This window comes from Kribbella sp. NPDC003505, from assembly GCF_040610875.1.
Classification (GTDB): domain Bacteria; phylum Actinomycetota; class Actinomycetes; order Propionibacteriales; family Kribbellaceae; genus Kribbella.
In genome coordinates this window covers 157,654-177,550 of sequence record NZ_JBEXNA010000001.1, presented here as the reverse complement: position 1 = coordinate 177,550, position 19,897 = coordinate 157,654, and the positions used below count along the sequence as shown (strand labels likewise).

15 protein-coding genes and 1 pseudogene are annotated in these 19,897 nt (G+C 69.9%); 9 read left to right on the top strand and 7 right to left on the bottom strand.

Annotation, left to right across the window (positions count from 1 at the left end; translation table 11 throughout):
- Nucleotides 1–7 precede the first annotated feature (7 nt).
- Nucleotides 8–946, bottom strand: a complete 939-nt coding sequence (gene lipA / locus ABZX12_RS00760) for a lipoyl synthase (protein ID WP_355688566.1) — start codon at nucleotides 944–946, stop codon at nucleotides 8–10.
- 55 nt (nucleotides 947–1,001) lie between these two features.
- Between lipA and ABZX12_RS00755 the strand changes: the two genes are divergently transcribed.
- The 5 genes from ABZX12_RS00755 (at nucleotide 1,002) to ABZX12_RS00735 (ending at nucleotide 6,174) form a co-directional block, all read left to right on the top strand.
- Complete coding sequence (locus ABZX12_RS00755; RefSeq protein WP_355688564.1) at nucleotides 1,002–2,270, top strand: sensor histidine kinase; 1,269 nt, start codon at nucleotides 1,002–1,004, stop codon at nucleotides 2,268–2,270.
- A gap of 4 nt (nucleotides 2,271–2,274) precedes the next feature.
- Nucleotides 2,275–2,934 (top strand): response regulator transcription factor, encoded by a 660-nt coding sequence (locus tag ABZX12_RS00750; RefSeq protein ID WP_355688562.1) that lies wholly within the window; start codon nucleotides 2,275–2,277, stop codon nucleotides 2,932–2,934.
- A gap of 123 nt (nucleotides 2,935–3,057) precedes the next feature.
- Nucleotides 3,058–3,939: an ATP-binding cassette domain-containing protein gene (locus ABZX12_RS00745; protein WP_355688560.1), complete on the top strand. Its 882-nt coding sequence runs from the start codon at nucleotides 3,058–3,060 to the stop codon at nucleotides 3,937–3,939.
- Nucleotides 3,936–5,102: an ABC transporter permease gene (locus tag ABZX12_RS00740; protein ID WP_355688559.1), complete on the top strand. Its 1,167-nt coding sequence runs from the start codon at nucleotides 3,936–3,938 to the stop codon at nucleotides 5,100–5,102. Before ABZX12_RS00745 ends, ABZX12_RS00740 begins: the two co-directional genes overlap by 4 nt.
- 109 nt (nucleotides 5,103–5,211) lie before the next feature.
- Complete coding sequence (locus ABZX12_RS00735; RefSeq protein ID WP_355688557.1) at nucleotides 5,212–6,174, top strand: LysR family transcriptional regulator; 963 nt, start codon at nucleotides 5,212–5,214, stop codon at nucleotides 6,172–6,174.
- Between the two features lie 18 nt (nucleotides 6,175–6,192).
- Here the strand turns inward: ABZX12_RS00735 and ABZX12_RS00730 are convergent, their stop codons facing one another.
- Nucleotides 6,193–7,269, bottom strand: coding sequence for a hypothetical protein (locus ABZX12_RS00730; protein ID WP_355688556.1), 1,077 nt, complete (start codon nucleotides 7,267–7,269; stop codon nucleotides 6,193–6,195).
- 559 nt (nucleotides 7,270–7,828) lie between these two features.
- Between ABZX12_RS00730 and ABZX12_RS00725 the strand changes: the two genes are divergently transcribed.
- Entirely contained in the window at nucleotides 7,829–9,208 is a 1,380-nt protein-coding gene (locus tag ABZX12_RS00725; protein WP_355688555.1) for a sulfatase-like hydrolase/transferase, read from the top strand.
- Here the strand turns inward: ABZX12_RS00725 and lipB are convergent.
- Complete coding sequence (gene lipB / locus ABZX12_RS00720) at nucleotides 9,190–9,906, bottom strand: lipoyl(octanoyl) transferase LipB (RefSeq protein WP_355688553.1); 717 nt, start codon at nucleotides 9,904–9,906, stop codon at nucleotides 9,190–9,192. The two genes, ABZX12_RS00725 and lipB, sit on opposite strands and share 19 nt — an antisense overlap.
- A 94-nt stretch (nucleotides 9,907–10,000) precedes the next feature.
- Between lipB and ABZX12_RS00715 the strand changes: the two are divergent.
- Nucleotides 10,001–10,390: pseudogene (locus ABZX12_RS00715) on the top strand (protein kinase); the annotation flags it as partial.
- Nucleotides 10,391–12,250: 1,860 nt separating this feature from the next.
- The gene (locus tag ABZX12_RS00710; protein ID WP_355689751.1) at nucleotides 12,251–12,796 is read left to right on the top strand and encodes a hypothetical protein; all 546 of its coding nucleotides are present in this window, start codon (nucleotides 12,251–12,253) and stop codon (nucleotides 12,794–12,796) included.
- Between the two features lie 393 nt (nucleotides 12,797–13,189).
- On the opposite strand, the gene ABZX12_RS00705 is transcribed toward ABZX12_RS00710, so the two are convergent.
- The 4 genes from ABZX12_RS00705 to lpdA form a co-directional block, all read right to left on the bottom strand.
- Complete coding sequence (locus tag ABZX12_RS00705; RefSeq protein WP_355688552.1) at nucleotides 13,190–14,968, bottom strand: DUF222 domain-containing protein; 1,779 nt, start codon at nucleotides 14,966–14,968, stop codon at nucleotides 13,190–13,192.
- Between the two features lie 43 nt (nucleotides 14,969–15,011).
- Entirely contained in the window at nucleotides 15,012–15,899 is an 888-nt protein-coding gene (locus tag ABZX12_RS00700; protein ID WP_355688550.1) for a TIGR01777 family oxidoreductase, read from the bottom strand.
- Between the two features lie 99 nt (nucleotides 15,900–15,998).
- Nucleotides 15,999–17,879, bottom strand: a complete 1,881-nt coding sequence (sucB, locus tag ABZX12_RS00695; protein WP_355688548.1) for a 2-oxoglutarate dehydrogenase, E2 component, dihydrolipoamide succinyltransferase — start codon at nucleotides 17,877–17,879, stop codon at nucleotides 15,999–16,001.
- Between the two features lie 139 nt (nucleotides 17,880–18,018).
- A complete protein-coding gene (lpdA, locus tag ABZX12_RS00690) occupies nucleotides 18,019–19,398 on the bottom strand; it encodes a dihydrolipoyl dehydrogenase (protein WP_355688547.1) in 1,380 nt (459 codons plus the stop codon).
- 158 nt (nucleotides 19,399–19,556) lie between these two features.
- On the opposite strand from lpdA, the gene ABZX12_RS00685 reads away from it, so the two are divergent.
- Nucleotides 19,557–19,874, top strand: a complete 318-nt coding sequence (locus ABZX12_RS00685) for a hypothetical protein (protein WP_355688545.1) — start codon at nucleotides 19,557–19,559, stop codon at nucleotides 19,872–19,874.
- Nucleotides 19,875–19,897 lie beyond the last annotated feature (23 nt).

Sequence of the window (19,897 nt, the reverse complement as noted above, 5' to 3'; positions counted from 1 at the left end):
ACCTGCTCTACCTGTCCTGGTTGTTCATACGTGACTCAACGGCCTGGCGGTACAGCCGCCCGGCGCGGTACGAGGACCGTACCAGCGGACCGGACATGACCCCGGCGAAACCGATCTCCTGCGCCTCGGCGTCCAGCTCCACGAACTCCTCGGGCCGCACCCAGCGCTCGACCGGGTGGTGCCGCACCGACGGTCGTAGGTACTGCGTGATCGTGATGATCTCGCAGCCGGCCGCGTGCAGGTCCTTCAGCGCCTGGCTGACCTCGTCGCGGGTCTCGCCCATGCCGAGGATCAGGTTCGACTTGGTGACCAGCCCGTAGTCGCGGGCCTGGGTGATGACGTCCAGCGAGCGCTCGTAGCGGAACCCGGGGCGGATCCGGCGGAAGATCCGCGGCACCGTCTCGACGTTGTGCGCGAACACCTCCGGCCGGGACGAGAACACCTCGGCGAGCTGCTCGGGGACGGCGTTGAAGTCCGGCGCGAGCATCTCCACGCCGGTGCCCGGGTTCAGCTCGTGGATCTGGCGGATCGTCTCGGCGTACAGCCAGGCGCCGCCGTCGTCCAGGTCGTCGCGGGCGACGCCGGTGACGGTCGCGTACCGCAGGCCCATGGTGCGCACCGACTCGGCCACGCGGCGCGGCTCGTCGCGGTCCAGCGCCTCCGGCTTGCCGGTGTCGATCTGGCAGAAGTCACAGCGCCGGGTGCACTGGTCGCCGCCGATCAGGAAGGTCGCCTCGCGGTCCTCCCAGCACTCGAAGATGTTCGGGCAGCCGGCTTCCTGGCACACCGTGTGCAGCTGCTCGGACTTCACGAGCTTCTGCAGTGCCTGGTACTCCGGGCCCATCTTGGCGCGGGTCTTGATCCACTCGGGTTTGCGCTCGATCGGGGTCTCCGCGTTGCGCACCTCGAGCCTGAGCAGTTTCCGTCCTTCTGGGGCGATGGTCACGCCCTCCAGGGTACGCGTCCCGGATCCGGCGCGTTCCACCCGTAGGCTGATGAGAATGTGGACACGTCCGGTGCCGACCGCGCGCGAGCAGCGGTACGACGTACTCCTGGGGCTCGGGATGGCGCTGGCGGGTCTGCTCGGCACCGAACTCGCCCGCGGCGCGGCGCCGCAGCACGTGGACCTCGGCATCGGCGGGGTGGAGCCGTACGTGCTGAGCGTGGCCGCCGCGTTGCCGCTGTGCTTCCGCCGCCGCTGGCCGATCCCGGTGCTGCTGCTGGTCGCGGTGCTGTTCGTGGTGAACGGCGAGCGCGCCGTGTTCGCGTTCGCGGGCAACCTGGTCACCCAGGCGACGATGTTCATGGCGATCTACGCCGCCGTCGCGTGGGCGCGGGACCGGCGGCTGATGAAGGCCGCGATCACGGTCGTGTTCGTCGGCATGTTCGGCTGGCTGGCGGTGAACTTCGTCTCGGCGCTGCGGAACAACGCGATCGACGGGCCGAACCACGCCTTGTTCTCGCCGTACGTCTCCAGCGTGATCCTGACGGTCGCGCTGAACGTCCTCTACTTCTTCGGGGCGTACTTCTGGGGCCGGACCGCGTGGGCGACCGCCCGGCAGCGGTTCGAGCTCGAGCGGCAGGCGACCGAGCTGGCCGCGCAGCAGGAGGCGAACTCGCGGCGCGCGGTGATCGACGAGCGGCTGCGGATCTCGCGTGAGCTGCACGACGTGGTCGCGCACCACATCAGCAGTATCGGCATCCAGGCCGGCGGCGCCCGGCGGGTGATGGACACCGACCCGGACGCCGCGAAGAACGCCCTGAACGTGATCGAGGAGTCCAGCCGGACCGCGGTGAACGAGATGCGTCAGTTGCTCGGCATGCTCCGCTCGGCGGACCCGGACGTCGACGTCGGTACGCCGGACCCCAAGGAGCCGCAGGGCGGCGCGGACCGGCTGCCGGCGCTGATCGCGGAGGCGAACAGCCTCGGCCTGGAGGTGGGGTTCCACCAGATCGGCGCGCCGGCCGAACTGCCGAAGACCGTGTCGGTGTCGGTCTACCGGATCGCCCAGGAAGCGCTCTCGAACGTCCGCAAGCACTCGACGGCGCGCAGCGCCCATCTCACACTGCGTTACCTCGGCGACGCGGTCGAGCTCGAGGTGATCGACGACGGCCGCCCCAAGCACGCACCCGTCGGCAGCCGGCTCGGCCACGTCGGGATCCGGGAGCGGGTCGGGCTGCTCGGCGGCGAAAGTGAGATCGGCCCTCGTCCCGTGGGAGGATTCCGCGTCCGGGTCCGGATCCCGTTGATTGGAGTCGCGGTTGAGTGAGCCGATGCGGGTACTCCTGGTCGACGACCAGGACCTGGTCCGCGCCGGTTTCCGGATGATCCTGTCGGTCGAGCCGGAGATCGAGGTCGTCGGCGAGGCCGCGGACGGGCAGAAGGCGATCGAGCTGGCGCTGGCGCTGCGGCCCGACGTCGTCCTGATGGACGTCCAGATGCCCGGGACGGACGGGATCACCGCGACCCAGCGGATCGTCGCCGAGGACGCCGGGAAGGTCGTGATCCTCACCACGTTCGACCGCGACGACTACCTGTTCGAGTCGCTCGGCGCCGGGGCGAGCGGCTTCCTGCTGAAGACCACCGCGCCGGAGGACCTGGTCGAGGCCATCCAGGTCGTGCACTCCGGCCACGCGCTGCTGGCGCCGGAGGTGACCCGGCGGGTGATCAAGCGGTTCACCGGCGGGGGAGAGCGGGTCTACCGGCCGGACCTGCTGGCGGAGCTGACCGAGCGAGAGCGCGAGGTGCTCGGGCTGATCGCCCGCGGCCTGACCAACACCGAGATCGCCGCCCAGCTGTACGTCGGCGAGGCGACGGTCAAGACCCACGTCTCCCGCGTGCTGCTGAAACTCGGCCTGCGCGACCGCGTCCAGGCCGTCGTGTTCGCCTATGAGTGCGGCCTGGTCACCCCTGGCGACGATCCGGCCGGATGATTCGTCCGTCGTACGGATGACTCGATTCATCACCCTCACGGGCGACGTGCCGACGTACCTCGGCTGACTAGCTTGAGAGCGTCGGGCGAGCGCCCGGCGAAACCTCAACGGGAACGGTGACACATGCTCAGGGTGGAAGGGCTCACCCGGCGGTTCGGTGATCATCTGGCGCTGGACGACGTGACCTTCGACGTCGTACCGGGACGGATGACCGGGTTCGTCGGGGCCAACGGGGCCGGGAAGACGACCACGATGCGGATCATCCTCGGCGTCCTGGCCGCGACGGCCGGCCAAGTGCGGTGGCAGGGCGAACCGCTGACCCAGGAGGTGCGCCGGGACTTCGGGTACATGCCCGAGGAACGTGGTCTGTACCCGAAGATGAAGATCCGCGACCAGCTGGTGTTCTTCGGCCGGCTGCACGGGCTCGACGCGGACCGCGCCGCCGAACGCACCGACAAGATCCTCGGGCGGCTCGGGCTGGCCGAGCGCGCGACCGATGTACTGGAGACGCTGTCGCTGGGCAACCAGCAGCGCGTGCAGATCGCGGCCGCGCTGGTGCACGAGCCGATCGCGCTGGTGCTCGACGAGCCGTTCAGCGGCCTGGACCCGCTCGCCGTCGACGCGATGGTGGACCTGCTCCGCGAGGAGGTCACGCCGGAGGTGCCGGTGCTGTTCTCCAGCCACCAGCTGGACCTGGTCGAGCGGCTGTGTGACGACCTCGTCGTGCTGTCCAGGGGAAAGGTTGTGGCCGCCGGCGCTGTTGCCGACTTGGCGGCCGGGCCCACGTCGACGTACCGCCTGGTCGTCGACGGGGACGCGGGGTGGCTGCGTGACCTGGAGGGGATCAAGGTGCGTGACGTGGCCGGCGGTACGGCGCTGTTCGACGTACTCGACGGTGCTGTGGAGCAGCGGGTCCTGCAGGAGGCGCTCCGCCGTGGACCGGTTCGTGAGTTCGGGCCGGAGCGGGTGGCGCTCAGCGACGTCTTCCGGGAGGCGACCCGATGAACTCGTTGGACAGGCCCTGGGTGCTGATCGCCGAGCGCGAGATCACCACGAAACTGCGGGACAAGACGTTCATCGGCTCGACCCTGGTGATGCTGCTGATCGTGATCGCGGCAGTGCTGATTCCCGCGGTGCTCGCGGGCAAGGGCGGCCCGGACAAAATCGCGGTCATCGACGATTCGGGCGTCACGGTGGTTCAGCAGGCCTCGACCACCGCGGGTGGCGACGGCTTCGAGGCGATCCGCGTCACCGACCGCCCGGCCGCCGAGAAGGCCGTCATCGACGGCGACGTGAAGGCCGCGCTGCTGCCGGGCACCGACGGGTACGTCGTCCTCGGCAAGGACCGCGTCGACTCAACCCTGGAAGGTGCCCTCCGAGAGGCCGCCGCGGCAGTCGGAACCGAAGCGAACGCCGCGAAGGCGGGTCTGAGCCCAGCCGAGCTGCACGCCGGCACGAAGGTCTCCCTGGAGCTACTGACCCCCGGACCGCTGCCTGACGTGGTGTCGGACTTCGTGAACATCGGGCTGGCGCTGGTGTTCTACATGACCGCGCTCGGCTTCGGCATGATGATCGCGCAGAGCGTCGTCCAGGAGAAGGAGAGCCGCGTCGTCGAGATCCTCGCCGCCGCGGTGCCGATCCGGTCGCTGCTGTGGGGCAAGGTGCTCGGCAACACAGTGCTCGCGCTGTCCCAGATCGTGCTGATCGCGGGCGTCTCGCTGATCGGCCTGCTGGCCACCGACCAGGCCGACATCCTCGAGGTGGTCGCACCGGTCGCCGGGTGGTTCGTGGTGTTCTTCGTGCTCGGGTTCGTGGCGCTGGCCGGGCTCTGGGCGGTCGCCGGTTCGCTGGCGACGCGGCAGGAGGACCTCGGGTCGACCACGCTGCCGGGCCAGATGATCCTGATGATCCCGTTCTTCTTCTCGGTGTTCGCGGGATCGTCGGCCAAGACGGTGGCGTCGTTCGTGCCGATCGCGTCGTCGATGTCGATGCCCGGCCGGATGCTCACCGAGGACGTCCCGCTCTGGCAGCCGCTGGTCGCGATCGCGCTGCTACTGGCCACCACCGTGCTGATCGTCCGGATGGGCGCACGGCTGTACGAGCGCACCCTGCTGCAGACCGGGCGCCGCCTCGGCTACCGCGAGGCGCTGACGCTGAAAACTTCGTAGCTAATCGTCGCGGCCCGGTCCGGCGTTACAGGTCCGGGCCGGGCTGTGACGAAACCGCAATGTTGGGCAGCTGTGTGCTGTGCGTAGACCTCGACTACGGTCTCAACGCATGAACGTCGAGCTGCGCCATCTGCGGGTGGTTGTCCTGGTGGCCGAAGCGGGGTCCGTCGGACGGGCCGCCCGCTGGCTCAAGGTCAGCCAGCCGAGCCTGACCGCGCAGCTGAAGCGGATCGAGGCGGCGTTCGGCGGTGAGCTGTTCGAACGCTCCCGCACCGGCGTCACACCCACCCCGCTCGGCCGGTACGCCGTGGATCGGGCCCGCGCCATCCTGGTCGACGTCGACCACCTGTCGGCGACGGTGTCCGCGATGACCGCAGTCGAGTCGTCGGCCGTCCGGCTCGGCGGATTCCCGACCGCGCCGATGTCCGGCATCGCGTCCCGGCTCCGCTCGCACGGCGAGATCGAGCAGGTCAGCATCGAGGTCGAGTGGTCGACCAGCGTGCTGCTGCAGCAGCTGGAGAGCGGCCGGCTGGACTTCGCGTTGCTGCGCGAGTTCCCCGGCTTCGAGCTGCGGCTGCCGGCCGGCGTCGAGGCCACCACGGTCGTCGAGTCGGAGTCGGCGTACGTCGCGATCGCGGCCGACCACCCGGTCGCGTGCCGGACGCGCGGCGAGATCGAGCTGGCGGCGCTCAGCGACGAGGAGTGGATCGGGGAGCCGCCGGACGACAGCGGGTTCCACGTCCTGTTCCGCGCGGCGTGCGAGGCGGCCGGGTTCCAGCCGCGCGTGGAGCATCACTCCGTCGACACATCGGTGCTGATGGGCTTCGTGACGAGTGGACAAGGCGTCGCGCTGATCTCGCCCACCTCGTACCGCATGCTGTCGCCCGAAGTCACCACCCGCACCCTCGCCGGCGACCCGATCCACCGCAAGCTGATCCTCGCCTGGAGCACCGACTCCCCGCGAGCCCAGATGGCCGGCGACGTACTCCAGATGGCAACCGCCGCCTACGACGAAGCCATCACCGAACACGCCCGCCGAGACCAGCACCAGCAACGCATGCACGTCGCTTGAGCTCGCTCGGGTGCCTGATCAGGCGGGCCTGACTACAGGGTTTTCGAACGCGAGGTGGAACTCCCCGGTGTCTTCCGGGTCTTCCATCCGCTCCCGGTACTGAGCCCCCATCTGCTCCTTGGGAGCCACAGCCCGCTCCGCCTTCTCCTCCACAGCCCGGCCTCCGTCCACCTCAGCCTGATCGGCCGCCGGCACCTCGGACGTGCTCTGCGCTACCGGCTTGGGTTCTGCAGGCTTGGCTTCCGCCGGCTTGGCTTCTGCAGGCTTGGCTTCCGGAGGCTGGGCGTCGGCCGGCGGTGTCGGCTGGGCCGGGGCGGCTGCGTGGGGAGTGCTGCTCACCGGCTGGGTTTCGTCGAGCGGAGGAGTTGCGGGCTCGTCCGCCTCGGCGGCCGGGGCCTGGGCGACTACCGTCTCGTCGGCGGAGTAGTTGCTGTCGGCATCTGCGTCCGGGAACTGCCGGGTGTGCTCGGCCTCCTCGGCCGGCCCGACCGGGAACTGGCGCGTCTGCTCGTCGGCCTGGTTGCGCGGCTGGACCGGCTCGGGCTCGTCGAACAGGTCGTCGTACCGCGTGTGGCTCTCGTACGCCGCCGGCGCCTGATAGGTGCCCCCAGCAACCGGATACACAGCGGCGACGTCCGCTTCCTGCTGCTCCTGGGCGGCTTCCTGCTCGCGCTGCAGCCGCTCGGCGTCGGCCCGCTCGCGGCGCCGCCGCCGGACAGCCTGGACGATCAGCTGGATCGCGTACACGAGCGAGATCACCCCGAGGATCGGCACCACGCCGTTCAGCGTGTACTGCTTCGACCCCTCGATCATCCCGTTCGTGACGCCGGGGACGTCGTTCAGGAAGTTCGTGGTCCGGTTCGGGATCCACAGCCAGCAGTAGACCAAGGTGCCGAAGGCGACGAACGCCCCCAGCGCGCCGGCGCCGGAGAAGTACGACACCACGGCCCAGAAGATCAGCGCGCCGATGCCGTAGGCGAGCGCCATCTCCTTCGCGTTCAGCTCGATACCGCCCGGCGCCGCGAGCACCCCGAACACCGCCGGACCGGCCAGAGCGACAGCTACCCCGAGCAGAAACCCAAGAAATTTGGCCACGAACCCAAGGTAGCCACGTTCGGCCGCCACGCCGCGCAGACACTTCGGCGCCGCCCGGATCGTCACACCGGACACATCTGCCCCACACGCCCCGGCAATCGCTTGCCTAGGCTGGGCGCGTGGACCGTCACCGGACCGGTTGCTCGGTTTCGACCGCCGCCTCACCGACGACCTGGACTTCTGGCTCGACCACAGCGGCCGCCCACCCCGTCGCGACGGACGCCGCGGTGGCGTTCCTGTGTGATCCGAGCGAGGATCCGTTCCTGCGGTACGTCGGCTACCTGCACCCGCACTTCCCGTTGGTCGCACCACCGGAGTTTCGCGCGCTGTACGACCCGGCCGACGTCGAGCTGCCAGCAACAGCAGACGACGAGCACCCGGTGATTCGACCCACAGGTGTTCAACGTCGACGACGACCCGCTGGAGCTCCACGACCTGTCCGGTGAGACGGCTCTGGTGCAGCGACTGGATGCTGAGCTGAGATTGCTGCTGGATCCAGATGCGACCGATGCCCGTGCGAAGGCTGACCAGGCCGCGCGTCTCTCGAGAGGATGAGCTGTTGCCCGCTCCGAACATTCTGCTGATCGTTTCCGACGACCACGGGTACGCCGATCGCAGCGGCCTCGGCGTGCACCCGGACGTCCGTACGCCGGCGCTGGACAGATTGGCCGCGGAGGGAGTGACCTGCACCGACGCGTACGTGACGGCGCCGATCTGCAGCCCGTCGCGGGCGTCGATCATCTCCGGTCGGTACCAGCAGCGCTGGGGCGGCCAATGGTTCGACTCGGCTGAGTTCCCGCCGGCCGACGTACCGACGCTGGCCGAGATCCTGCGTGACCAGGGGTACCGGACCGGCTACTTCGGCAAGGTGCACTACGGGAAGGAAGACGTGGGGGACAGGGCGTGTCCGCCGCACCACGGCTTCGAGGAGACGCTGTACGGGCTGGCAGGGCAGTCGTTCGGACGGCTCAACTACCTGCATCACTCCGAGAACGCGGTCGCGTCGTACGGTCAGCCCGCCGCGCACCACATGGCCGTGCAGCCGCTGCTGTGCGGTGACGAGCCGGTCGAGCACGAGGGCTTCCTGACGGCCGAGTTCGGTCGGCGTGCGTCGGAGTTCATGAGCGCGGAGGACGAGCGGCCGTACTTCTGCATGGTCGCGTTCAACGCCGTACACAACTTCTGCTGGCAGCTCCCGGACTCCGAGCTGGAGGCGCGCGGCCTGCCGCCCTTCCGCGACTGGTCGCCGGAGACCGACCGGCCGTTCATGGAGTGGTACGACGATGTGATCGTGCCGAACTTGCCGCACGGGCGCGAGTACTACCTGGCCCAGCTGGAGCTGATGGACGCAGAGATCGGCCGGCTACTCGACACGGCGGGCGACGACACGATCGTCGTGTACGTGACCGACAACGGCGGATCGACCTGCAACTTCGGCGACAACGCTCCGCTGCGTGGTACGAAGTACACGCTCTGGGACGGCGGTATCCGCATCCCCATGCTGTGGCGCTGGCCCGGCCACCTGCCGGCCGGACGCCGTACCGACGCACTCGTCAGCACGATGGACCTGGTCCCGACACTGGCCGCAGCGGCCGGTGCGACGGTTGAGGGCACGGACGGCCTCGACATCCTGCCCGTACTGGCAGGATCCGCGCCCGTGGCGCACGAGAACCTTCACTGGGACTGTGGCTTCCAGTGGGCAGTCCGGTCGGGGGACTGGAAGCTCAGCTGGGTCGCGGACGACGCCAACACCAGGCACCTGCGTGAGTACGAACATGCGCCCATGGGGGAGGGCTGGTTCCTGGCAAACCTGGCCGACGACATCGGCGAGCAGACCAACCAACTGTCAGCTCAGCCGGAGGTAGTGGAACAGCTGCGCTCTCTGCACGCCGACTGGCGCGCGGAGGTCGGTCTGGAGCCTCAGACGGTCAACCCGTAGGTGATCGCGGTCGGCGGCTCCTCGTGATGGTCGATGTCCGGGCTGCGCTCGTACTCGTTCCAGGCGAGGAGCTCGTCGAGGTGCCGGCGGACCGGCTCGAGGACCTCGGCGATCGTGACCTCGCGCCCGAGCTCTTTGGACAGGGTGGTCACGTCGGCGTCCGAGATGCCGCACGGGACGATCCGGTCGAACCATGCCAGGTCGTTGTTGCAGTTGAGCGCGAAGCCGTGCATCGTGACGCCCTGCGCGACCCGGATGCCGATCGCGGCGATCTTCCGCTCGCGGCCGCGGTCGTCGGCCGCGACCCAGACGCCGCTGCGGCCCTTGACCCGGCCGGTCTTCACGCCGAGCTCGGCGCAGACGGCGATCAGAGCCTCCTCGAGCCGTCGGACGTAGTCGACGACGTACACGTGTGAGGCGAGCTTCACGATCGGGTACCCGACCAGTTGCCCCGGTCCGTGCCAGGTGATCTTGCCGCCACGGTCGACATCCACCACCGGCGTACCGTCCATCGGCCGCTCGTGCGGCTCGGTGCGCTTGCCGGCGGTGTAGACGGGCGGGTGCTCGAGCAGGATCACCGTGTCCGAGCCGGTGCCCTCGGCAACCTCCCCGTGCAGTCGTCGCTGCTCGGCCCACGCGGACTCGTAGTCCACCGCGTCGGCACCGAAACCGGCTTCCACGTACCTGATAGCCCTCACGCCTTCGAGTGTAGGCGCCGCCTGATCAGCGCCTGCGCCCTGGGCTGTGGATAACTTCGACGGGCGGGGTCGCGATCGGTGCATCCTCTTGGGCATGGACCTCGCAGACCTCACCGGTTACAGCCTGCGCCGGCAGCTCGGGTCCGGACCGTCGGGCACCGTCTGGCAGGTCCGGGACCGCGCCACCGGCCGCAACGCCGTGCTCAAACACATCCCGCTGAGCGCGTGCCCCGACCGGCGGCGGCTCCGTGAGGACCTCAGCATGCTCGCCCGGATCCGGCATCCGCACATCGCCCGCCTGCTCGAGCACCGCGAGACCGACACCGGCTGGATCCTGATCACCCAGCACCTCGCCGCGGGGACCCTGGCCGCGCTCCTCACCCGCCGCGGGCCCCTCACGTACGGCGAGCTCGTCACCCTCCTCGCCCCGCTCACCGACGCTCTGGCCCAGTTCCACACCTCTGGCCTCACCCACGGCGCCATCCACCCTCACAACGTCCTGTTCGACGCTGACGGCCGTCCGGTCTTCACCGACGCCACCCTGCACCAAGGCCCCAGCACCGCCGACCTACAAGCACTCGCCGTCCTCGCCCAGCACGCCGCCGCCGACCCGACACCTTTCCCAGCCGCCTTCTTCACCAACCCACCCATCCAAACCCTGTCCCACGACGTCCTCGCCCTGACCCAAGCCCTCCCCATAGACCTGGCCCCACCCAACCCCCTCACACCACCGTCAAACCTCCCTGCCGGCTGGTCTCCCGCCCCAGCAACGACCAGCCCCAGCGCGACCGAGCTCTCTGGAGATCAGCCGACCCATGACTCCAGGCATGTCGGCTATCAGCCGGCGACGTCAGACGGATCCGCAGACGACGACGATCCACCCTCCGCCTCCCGCGCACCGCTCGCTCCACCGCCGCCCAACTCACCCCCGGCACCACCACCCCAACCAAGCCGCCCCCAACCCAACGCACCATCCGCCAAAGCCCCCACGAAACGCACCCGCCGCGGACCCACCCTCCGCCGACCACACGCATCAGGCCGCCTGCCCCCAACACTCAGCCGCCTCGAACCGCCCGCGCCCACCCCACGTGAACCTCCGGCGCCGAGCCGGGTCCAAACCCCTGCGCCAGGCGAGCCCGAGGCGTCTGCGACAAGCCAGCGCCAACCCCCTTCCCCGACCCAATCCGAACCGCCCACGTCCAGCCGATCCGAATCACCCACCAGCCAACGCGGACCCTCTGGGCTGAGCGGACCCGAGCCGTCTGGGCTGAGCGGACCCGAGCCGTCTGGGCTGAGCGGACCCGAGCCGTCTGGGCTGAGCGGACCCGAACCGTCTGCGCCGAGCTGCCTCGACCGCTCTGCACCGGGCGGAGCCGAGCCTTCTGCGCTCAGCCGACTTGAATCGCCCGCGCCCAACCCACTTGACCCTCCTGCGCCGAGGCGGGTCCAAGCCCTTGCACCACGCGAGCCCGGGGCGTCTGCGACAAGCCAGTGCCAACCGCCCGGCCCGAGCCGATTCGCACAGCTTGCCCCGAGCCGATTCGAACCGCCTGCGTCCAGCCGGTTCGAGTCGTCCGCCAGCGAGCTCGAATCCCCTGCGCCGAGCCGCCTCGAACCCTCTCCGCTGAGCGGCCTCGGATCACCTGAGCCGAGGCGATCCGGATCACCCGTGCCGAGCCGATCCGGATCGCCTGCGCCGAGCCGACTGGCGCGTCCGACGCTGAGTCCGCTGTCGCCTCCCGCGCTCCGCCGACCACCGGGCCCTCTGCCCGGCGGACGCTCACGCCCCTGGTTCCACACCCTTCCGCGCACCGAGTCGGGCCGTCGTTCTCGTGCCGGGGCCCGCCGCCATTTACGCCCTCTGTTTAGTCGACGTTCAAGCCCCGCGATCCGAGCTCTCTCGCGCCTTGGGCTCCGCAGCCCTGCGCGCGTTGGTCTCCGTAGTCGCTTACGCCCCGAGGCACGCAGCCCCTCGCGCGCCACGTCGGTTGGTCTATCGGGAGCCGGGGCCCGCCGACCCGAGCGACCCTCACTGCGTCGATTCCCGCAAGTTTCGCTCCGTACGCGATTGCACCCGGCGTACGGCGTCCTCGCCGCGGTCGCCCTCGGCGCGGTCGTCGTACTCGCCATCGGAATCGCCACACTCCGCACGATCGACGCACCACCAGCTGCTCAGCCACCCCGCACGCAATCGCAGCCCACGTCGCCCCAAACGGCCGGGTCCCCGACGGCATCGCCCACCCACCGATCCGAACCAACCGCGACCTCGACCACCTCCATACGACCGACCGCGAAGTCTCCGCCGACTGCGCATCCGCCGACCGCACCAGCAACCGAACCGCCGGTGCGGTCGACAGTTGGCGTGCCGGCGGCTTCTGCGCGTCCTGAGGCATCGCCGGGTCCGACACGGACCACGGCTGCTTCACCATCAGAATCCGCGACATCGCCAGCAGAGGTAGCTGCCTGGAAACGAACGCTGGAAGCACTCGACGCCGAACGTGCCAAGGCGTTCTGGACTCTCGATCTCGATGCCCTCGATCGGATCTACGTTCCAGGTAGTCCGCCCTGGGTCAGGGATCGCGCACTTCTCGCCGAGTACCGCGAACAGAACATCCGCGTCGAAGGCCTTCGGATCACGATCGACAGCACTGCGGTCACCCGGCGCACTGCAACGAGCGTCACCCTCAAAGTCACCGACCGCTTGACGGCAGGCCAGGCGATCGATGCCAGCGGCACCGTGACCACACTGCCAAGCGGTATCCCGACGACGACGCTGATCACGATGACGAGCACACCAGGCAGGTCAGCAACACCCAGCCGGGCACACTCACGCAGCTCCGAGCGCGAACCGAAGGCCGGTTGGCGTATCAGCACGATCATCCAGCCCTGACCGACGAAGGTTCATCGGATGCCGGTGGTGGGTCACTGGCACGCCGCCGCACGCTCAGCCTCGCACGGGGCGGGTCGCGTTCGGACCCCTGCGCGGGCCGAGGACGGGTCAGGCTCGAGGTGCGGCCGGGCTTCGGCCGGGAGCCGGGGCCGGGGCCGGGCCGCACGCACCGAGTCGCGCTTGCGCTCAGACTCCGTCCGGGGCGGGCTCAGTACCGGGGCTCAGTACCGGGGCTCAGCACCGGGCTCAGCACCAGACTAGGTGTCGGGCTCGGGCTCGATGTCGGGCCCAAAGTTCAGCTTGGGGTCGAGCTTGGGGCCGAGCTCAGCCTTGGCTTCGGAGTCCAGCTTGGGGTCGAGGTGCAGTGTTGCTGGGTTGGGCAGGTGTGGTGGGTCAGAACGGCGGGGGGCCGAGGGGGCTGGATGACGGGTGGCGTGTGGGTGAGGAGGTCTGGGAGTGGTCGGTTGGGGGCGGGTCTTGTGGTGGTGCGATGGGGCCTCGGGCGGGTGGGACTGTGGTGTAGCGGTGGCCTGTGGGGGTTGTGAGTGTGACCGAGCCGTCGGGGTGAGGTGTTGTGGTCCAGCCCCAGGCGGGGGTGTCTTTGATGACGTGGTGGTACGCGCAGTACGGGATCAGGCCGGTGAGGTGGGTCTGTTTGGATTGCGCGAAAGGCGTTGCGTGGTCGCGGTGGCATTCGCGGGAGGTGCGGTTGCAGCCTGGCCAGGCGCAGACGGGGTGCCGGGCGAGGAGCGTTTCGGTGACGAGTACGCCGGGGTCGTGGCGGGTGGTGGCGGCTTCTAGGACTGTGCCGTTGGTGGGGTCGGTGAGGAGTCTGCGCCAGGTGCCGTCGGCGGCGATGCGGCGGGCCATGTCGGCGGGGATGGGCCCGTAGCCGGTGAGCTCGCAGACGTCGTCGTCCATGCCGAGGAGCGTGGTGACGGGGACGAGGACCTCGATATGCGGCCGTCTGCGGTGCTGATCGGGCAGGCGGCGGCCGAGCCAGTCCAGGCCGTTGTGCAGCATGTGCTCGAACAGATCCGCCACGGCATCCGCGCGCCGTTGTTCTGCTGTCCGCTGTGGCCCCGCGGCCGGCTCGTGCGGGGTGGACGCTTGTGTGCCTGGTTTCTGTGCGTCAGGAACTGCCTGTTCCGACGCGCCGGATTGATGGGCGGAGTCGGTGGGTGGGGTGGATTCAGGAGTCGGCGTCGTGCGTTTGGCGAGGGTGGCCATGGCTTGGATGACTACCCACATTTGCTGGATCTTGTCGGCGGTGTGGACGACCCAGAGGCCGGCCATGCCGTCGGAGAGGGGCACGATCTTGCAGGTGCGCTCGGTTGCGGCGGCTTGGTGGGGATCGGTGCCGCCAGGCGCGGCCTTGCGGGTGATGTGCTTGGCGACCTGGCGGCGCAGCGAGGCGTTCAGGTTGGCGTGGGTCTGGCCGGAGGCGCGGCGCAGTACGTGGGATTCGACCGCGTGCGCCGCAGCCGGGGGCAAGGGACGGGTGGCCTCGGAGATCGCGAGTGCCTTGGACCAGGTGAGGGCACCGCATCGGAGTGCTGTGTGGGTCGCGGTCAGCGCGCCGGTCAGGTGGAGGGCGGTGTCGATGTGCCGGCCGACTGTCTGGGGCGACAGTTTGAGGGCGGCGGCGATCTCCGCCGACCAGGACCGCTCGGGGTCGATCGGGCGTCCGGCTGAGTCCAGTTGTGCCGGGCGGGGTGTGTCGACGGATTGCGCCTTGCGTTGCCGGTAGAACGACGCCATCGCGGCGGCCTTGATGGACGCGGCCCAGGCTTCCATCCGAGACGCGGCCTTCATCGCCTCGATCAGCGCGACCGGCGACTCGAGCTGCGGCCGCAGCTCTTCCAGCGCCGCCGCGAGCTCGGCTCCCGGCGGGAGGGACACCCACGCGGGCGCCTTCAGGCGCAGCATCTCCCGCTCGGCGGCGTCCTGATCGACGCCGGCCCACAACTCCCATTCGAGTTCGTCGACGCGCGACATCGGAGGCAGGTCGTCGTACAGATCCTCTTCGCTCAGGAAGCGCGGAGGCTGTGGGTCGTCAGGGTCGTACAGATCGTCGGGCGGAGGCCTGTACTGGTCCGCCTCGGTGGTCGTGAACCACGGCTCGGTCGGCGCTGGTGCGCCGAGAGGTGGGTTGATCGTGACCGCCGTCATGCGAGTACATTAGAACATCTGTTCGATTGAACCAAATCGCAGGTTAGGCGAGGGCGGCCGAGACGGCGGTGGTGATGGTGGGGTGGTGGAAGGTGAAGCCGGTGGATTGGAGGCGAGTGGGTAGCGCCCGTTTGCTGCCGAGGAGTTCCCAGGCGAATTCGCCGAGGGCGAGCTTCATCAGGATCGCGGGCACCGGGACGAACGCGGGGCGGTGCAGGGCGGTGGCGAGGGCTGCGGTGAGTTCGGAGTTCGTTGCGGGTGCCGGGAGAGCGACGTTGACGGGGCCGCTCACGGTGTCGTTCTCCGCGACGTGCCGGACGGCGCGGATCCAGTCGGTCAGCGAGACCACCGGGAAGTACTGCGTCCCGGAGCCGAACCGCCCGCCCAGTCCGACGCGGAAGGGAAGGGAGAGGAGTTGAAACGCCGGAGCCTTGCGGTCGAGGACGACGCCCGTACGCAAAGCGGCCACCCGGCTACCTGCCGCGCGGGCCGGCTCGAGGGCGCCCTCCCACAACCGGACGACGTCGGACAGGAAGCCTTCACCGAGTTCGGAGTCCTCGGTGAGGATGCGGTCGCCGAGGTCGGTGCCGTAGCCGCCGATCCCGCTCTGGGTGATCAGCACCGGACGCCGGTCGAGCTGTACGGCGGCCGCGGCCAGCGTCGCGGTCGTCGCGATGCGGCTCTCGCGGATCGTGCGGCGGTACGTCGGTGTCCACGGGCGGCCGATGTTCGCGCCGGCCAGGTTGACCAGGACGTCGGGATCGTCAAGCGTGCCGACGTCGAGATCACCCGCCGCCGGGTCCCAGCGGACTTCGTCCGGGGCCGACGGCGGCCGCCGGACCAGCCGGACAATCTGGTGGCCGTTGGCAACCAAGTCGCGGGCGAGGGCCCTGCCGAGGAAACCGGAGGCGCCGGCCAGTACGTACTTCATCCCGTTCAGCTCCTTGTCCGCTCACACCTGGCGCGTCAACATAACAGCGCCGGTGCCCATCTCCGGGGAGACAGGCACCGGCGCCGGTGTCCGATCGGATCAGACGTCGAACTGGGCCTCTTCGAGGCGCTGCTTGACCGCCGTCAGGTAGCGGGCCGCGTCGGCGCCGTCGACCAGGCGGTGGTCGTAGGTCAGGGCCAGGTACACCATCTGCCGGATCGCGATCGTCTCGCCGAGCTCCGGGTGGGTGATGACGACCGGGCGCTTCACCACGGCGCCGGTGCCGAGCATGCCGACCTGCGGCTGGTTCAGGATCGGGGTGTCGAACAGCGCGCCCCGGCTCCCGGTGTTGGTGATGGTGAACGTGCCGCCCGCCATCTCGTCCGGCAGCACCTTGTTGTTGCGGGTGCGGTCGGCGAGGTCGGCGATCTTCTTCGCCAGGCCCGCGATGTTCAGGTCGCCGGCGTTGTGGACGACCGGGACCATCAGGCCGCGCTCCACGTCCACCGCGATGCCGAGGTGCTCGGCCGCGTGGTACGTGATCTCGCCCTTCTCCTCGTCGATCGACGCGTTCAGCTTCGGGTACTGCTTGAGCGCGTCGACCGCGGCCAGCGCGAAGAACGGCAGGAACGACAGCTTGACGCCCTCGCGGGCCTCGAACTCGGCCTTCTTCGCGTTCCGCAGCCTGGCGATCTCGGTGACGTCGACCTCGACCACGGTGGTCAGCTGGGCCGACACCTTCAGGCTGTTGACCATGTGGGCCGCGATCGCCTTGCGGATCCGGCTCATCTTCTCGGTGGTGCCGCGCAGCGGGCTGATCGGCGCGGCCTTCGCGGCAGCCGGGGCCGGAGCCTGGGCGGCCGGAGCCGGCGCGGCCGCGGCGGCCTTCTTCGCCTCGGCGGCGGCGATCACGTCCTGCTTGCGGATGCGGCCGCCGACGCCGGTGCCCTGTACGGCGTTCAGGTCGACCTCGTGCTCGGCCGCGAGCTTGCGGACCAGCGGGGTGACGTAGTTCGGGCCGTCCGCGGCGGCGCCGTTCGGCGAGACAGCCGGAGCGGCGGGGGCCGGAGCAGCCTGCGGAGCGGGAGCCTGGGCCGGAGCCGGCGCCTGAGCAGCCGGAGCCTGCGCCGGAGCAGCAGCCGGTGCGGGAGCAGCAGCCGGAGCCGGAGCAGCAGCCGGGGCCTGAGCAGCCGGAGCCGGCGCAGCGGCGGGAGCAGGAGCCTCGGCAGGAGCAGGAGCCTCGGCAGGAGCAGGAGCCTCGGCGGGAGCAGGAGCCTCGGCGGGTGCAGCGGCGGCGGGGGCGGCCGATCCCGAGCCGACGATGGCCAGTTCGGCGCCGACCTCGACGGTTTCGTCCTCGGCGACCTTGATCTCCAGGAGCTTGCCGGCGATCGGGCTGGGGATCTCGGTGTCGACCTTGTCGGTGGAGACCTCGAGGAGCGGCTCGTCGACGGCCACGTCGTCGCCGACCTGCTTCAGCCAGCGGGTGACCGTACCCTCGGTCACGCTCTCACCGAGCGCGGGCAGCGTCACCGACGTACCCGAAGCGGATCCGCCGGCAGCCTCAGCGGCAGGAGCCTCAGCGGCAGGAGCCTCGGCGGCAGGCGCCGGGGCAGCGGCCTCGCCGGCCGGAGCGCTCTCCGCCGGGGCAGCCGCAGCAGCCGGAGCGGCCTCAGCGGCAGGCTCAGGCGCAGCCTCGGCAGCGGGCTCGGCCGGAGCCGCAGGAGTGGAGCCGGCCTCGCCGGCGTCGCCGATGACGGCCAGTTCCGCGCCGACCTCGACGGTCTCGTCCTCGGCGGCCTTGATCTCGAGCAGGGTGCCGGCGACGGGACTCGGGATTTCGGTGTCGACCTTGTCGGTCGAGACCTCCAGCAGGGGTTCGTCCACGGCAACCGTGTCACCGACCTGCTTGAGCCAGCGGGTGACGGTTCCTTCGGTGACGCTCTCCCCGAGGGCCGGCAGGGATACAGAGGTCGGCATGACGGTCAATGCTCCTTCGTCTGATCGGTCGAGTGTCAGCCTACGGTGCCGCCTGAGCGCGCGGGATCCGGGTCACACGGACCCGCACGCTGCACACGGCTCTAACCTACTCGGGCAATCCAGCAGGCTGCCGGGTAGCTCAGTCATGGAAGTGCAAAGGTTTCCCGGCGAGCGCGAGGTGGGCCTCGCCGAGGGCCTCGGTCTGGGTCGGGTGCGCGTGCACGAGCGGCGCCACGTCCGCCGGGTAGGCCTCCCAGTTGTAGATCAGCTGGGCCTCGCCGACGAGCTCGCCGACGCGCGAACCGACCATGTGCAGCCCGACGACCGCGCCGTCGCGGGCGCGGACGAGCTTCACGAAGCCGGCGGTCTTCAGGATCTGCGACTTGCCGTTGCCGCCGAGGTTGTAGTTGAGGATCTCGACGTCGCCGTACTTCTCCCGGGCCTGCTCCTCGGTCAGCCCGACCGACGCGACCTCGGGCTCGGAGTACGTGACCCGCGGGATGCCGGCCTCGTCGATCGGCGTCGGCGCCAGGCCCGCGAGGTGCTCGGCGACGAAGATGCCCTGCTGGAACCCGCGGTGCGCGAGCTGCAGCCCCGGCACGATGTCGCCGACGGCGTACACACCCGGCACGCTCGTCTGCAGCGTCGCGTCGACGGTCACGAACCCACGGTCGAGAGCGACACCTACCTCTTCGTAGCCGAGGCCCGTCGTGTTCGGACCGCGGCCGACCGCGACCAGCAGTACCTCGGCCTCGATCACCTCGCCGCCCGCGACGCGGACCTGCACCCCGGAATCGGTCAACGAGACCGACTCGAACGGCGTACCGGTCTTGAACGCGATCTTCCGCTTCCGGAACGCGCGCTCCAGCGTCTTCGAGCAGTCCGGGTCCTCGGCCGGGACCAGCCGCGGCAGCGCCTCGACGATCGTCACGCGCGTGCCGAACGAGGTCCACGCGGACGCGAACTCGACGCCGATCACGCCGCCGCCGAGGATCACCGCGGACTCCGGCACCCGGTCCATGGTCAGCGCGTGCTCGCTGGCGATCACCCGGTGCCCGTCGAGCTCGAGACCGGGGAGCGAGCGGGAGTAGGAGCCGGAGGCAAGGATGATGTTGCGGCCGGTGTACGTCGTGTCGCCGACCTGGACTGTGGTGGCCGACGTCAGCCGGCCCTCGCCCTCGATCACCGTGATGCCGCGGGCCTTCAGCTGACCCTGCAGACCCTTGAACAGCCGGTCGACGACGCCGTCCTTGTACTTGTTCACACCGCCCATGTCGACGCCCTCGAGCGTCGTCCGGACGCCGAACTGCTCACCCTCGCGGGCCGAGTCCGCGACCTCGGCGGCGTGCAGCAGCGCCTTGGTCGGGATGCAGCCGCGGTGCAGACAGGTTCCGCCGACCTTGTCCTTCTCCACCATCGCCACCGACAGACCGAGCGTCGCGGCGCGCAGCGCGGCGGCGTAGCCACCGCTGCCACCGCCGAGGATCACAAGGTCGTACGTCGTACCAGTACCAGTCACAGGTTCCTCCGGATCGCGGGTTCCAACCTCGCGTCATCTTGTCACCGATCGCGGCCGGAACCATCCCCGGGCCGCCCGCGGCGCACCGGCCGGATCCGGCCGCAACCGTTATCCAGGATTTCGGCCGGGACTTGCACAGATAGTGGACACTTACTCCCATGAAGTGGTTCGGTCGCCGGCAGAAGGCCGGAACGATGCGCCGGTCGGACAGCCCCGACCAGGCGCACCTGCGGGAGTTCGCGCAGACCCGCCAGGGAGTGGAGGGCTTCGTCGAGCCGCGGACCGCGGTGACCGACTACACCCTGCTGCTGGTCGCGGTCGACGGCGAGTGGACCCGGCGCCGGGTCCCGTCGGTCAAGTGGGCGCACGACTTCGCGAACCGCCTCGGCATCCCGTCGTACGACGCGGCCGTCGTTGGCTACCCGCCCCGGATGCGTGAGTACAACGCCCGGATGAAGCGGAACGGCGGGGCCTGACCACCGGCCAGACCCCGCACAGG

Coding starts and splice junctions, on each gene's coding strand:
- ABZX12_RS00755 (WP_355688564.1), top strand. CDS start 1,002: ATGTGGACACGTCCGGTGCCGACCGCGCGCGAGCAGCGGTACGACGTA.
- ABZX12_RS00750 (WP_355688562.1), top strand. CDS start 2,275: ATGCGGGTACTCCTGGTCGACGACCAGGACCTGGTCCGCGCCGGTTTC.
- ABZX12_RS00745 (WP_355688560.1), top strand. CDS start 3,058: ATGCTCAGGGTGGAAGGGCTCACCCGGCGGTTCGGTGATCATCTGGCG.
- ABZX12_RS00740 (WP_355688559.1), top strand. CDS start 3,936: ATGAACTCGTTGGACAGGCCCTGGGTGCTGATCGCCGAGCGCGAGATC.
- ABZX12_RS00735 (WP_355688557.1), top strand. CDS start 5,212: ATGAACGTCGAGCTGCGCCATCTGCGGGTGGTTGTCCTGGTGGCCGAA.
- ABZX12_RS00705 (WP_355688552.1), bottom strand. CDS start 14,968: ATGACGGCGGTCACGATCAACCCACCTCTCGGCGCACCAGCGCCGACC.
- ABZX12_RS00700 (WP_355688550.1), bottom strand. CDS start 15,899: ATGAAGTACGTACTGGCCGGCGCCTCCGGTTTCCTCGGCAGGGCCCTC.
- sucB (WP_355688548.1), bottom strand. CDS start 17,879: ATGCCGACCTCTGTATCCCTGCCGGCCCTCGGGGAGAGCGTCACCGAA.
- ABZX12_RS00685 (WP_355688545.1), top strand. CDS start 19,557: ATGAAGTGGTTCGGTCGCCGGCAGAAGGCCGGAACGATGCGCCGGTCG.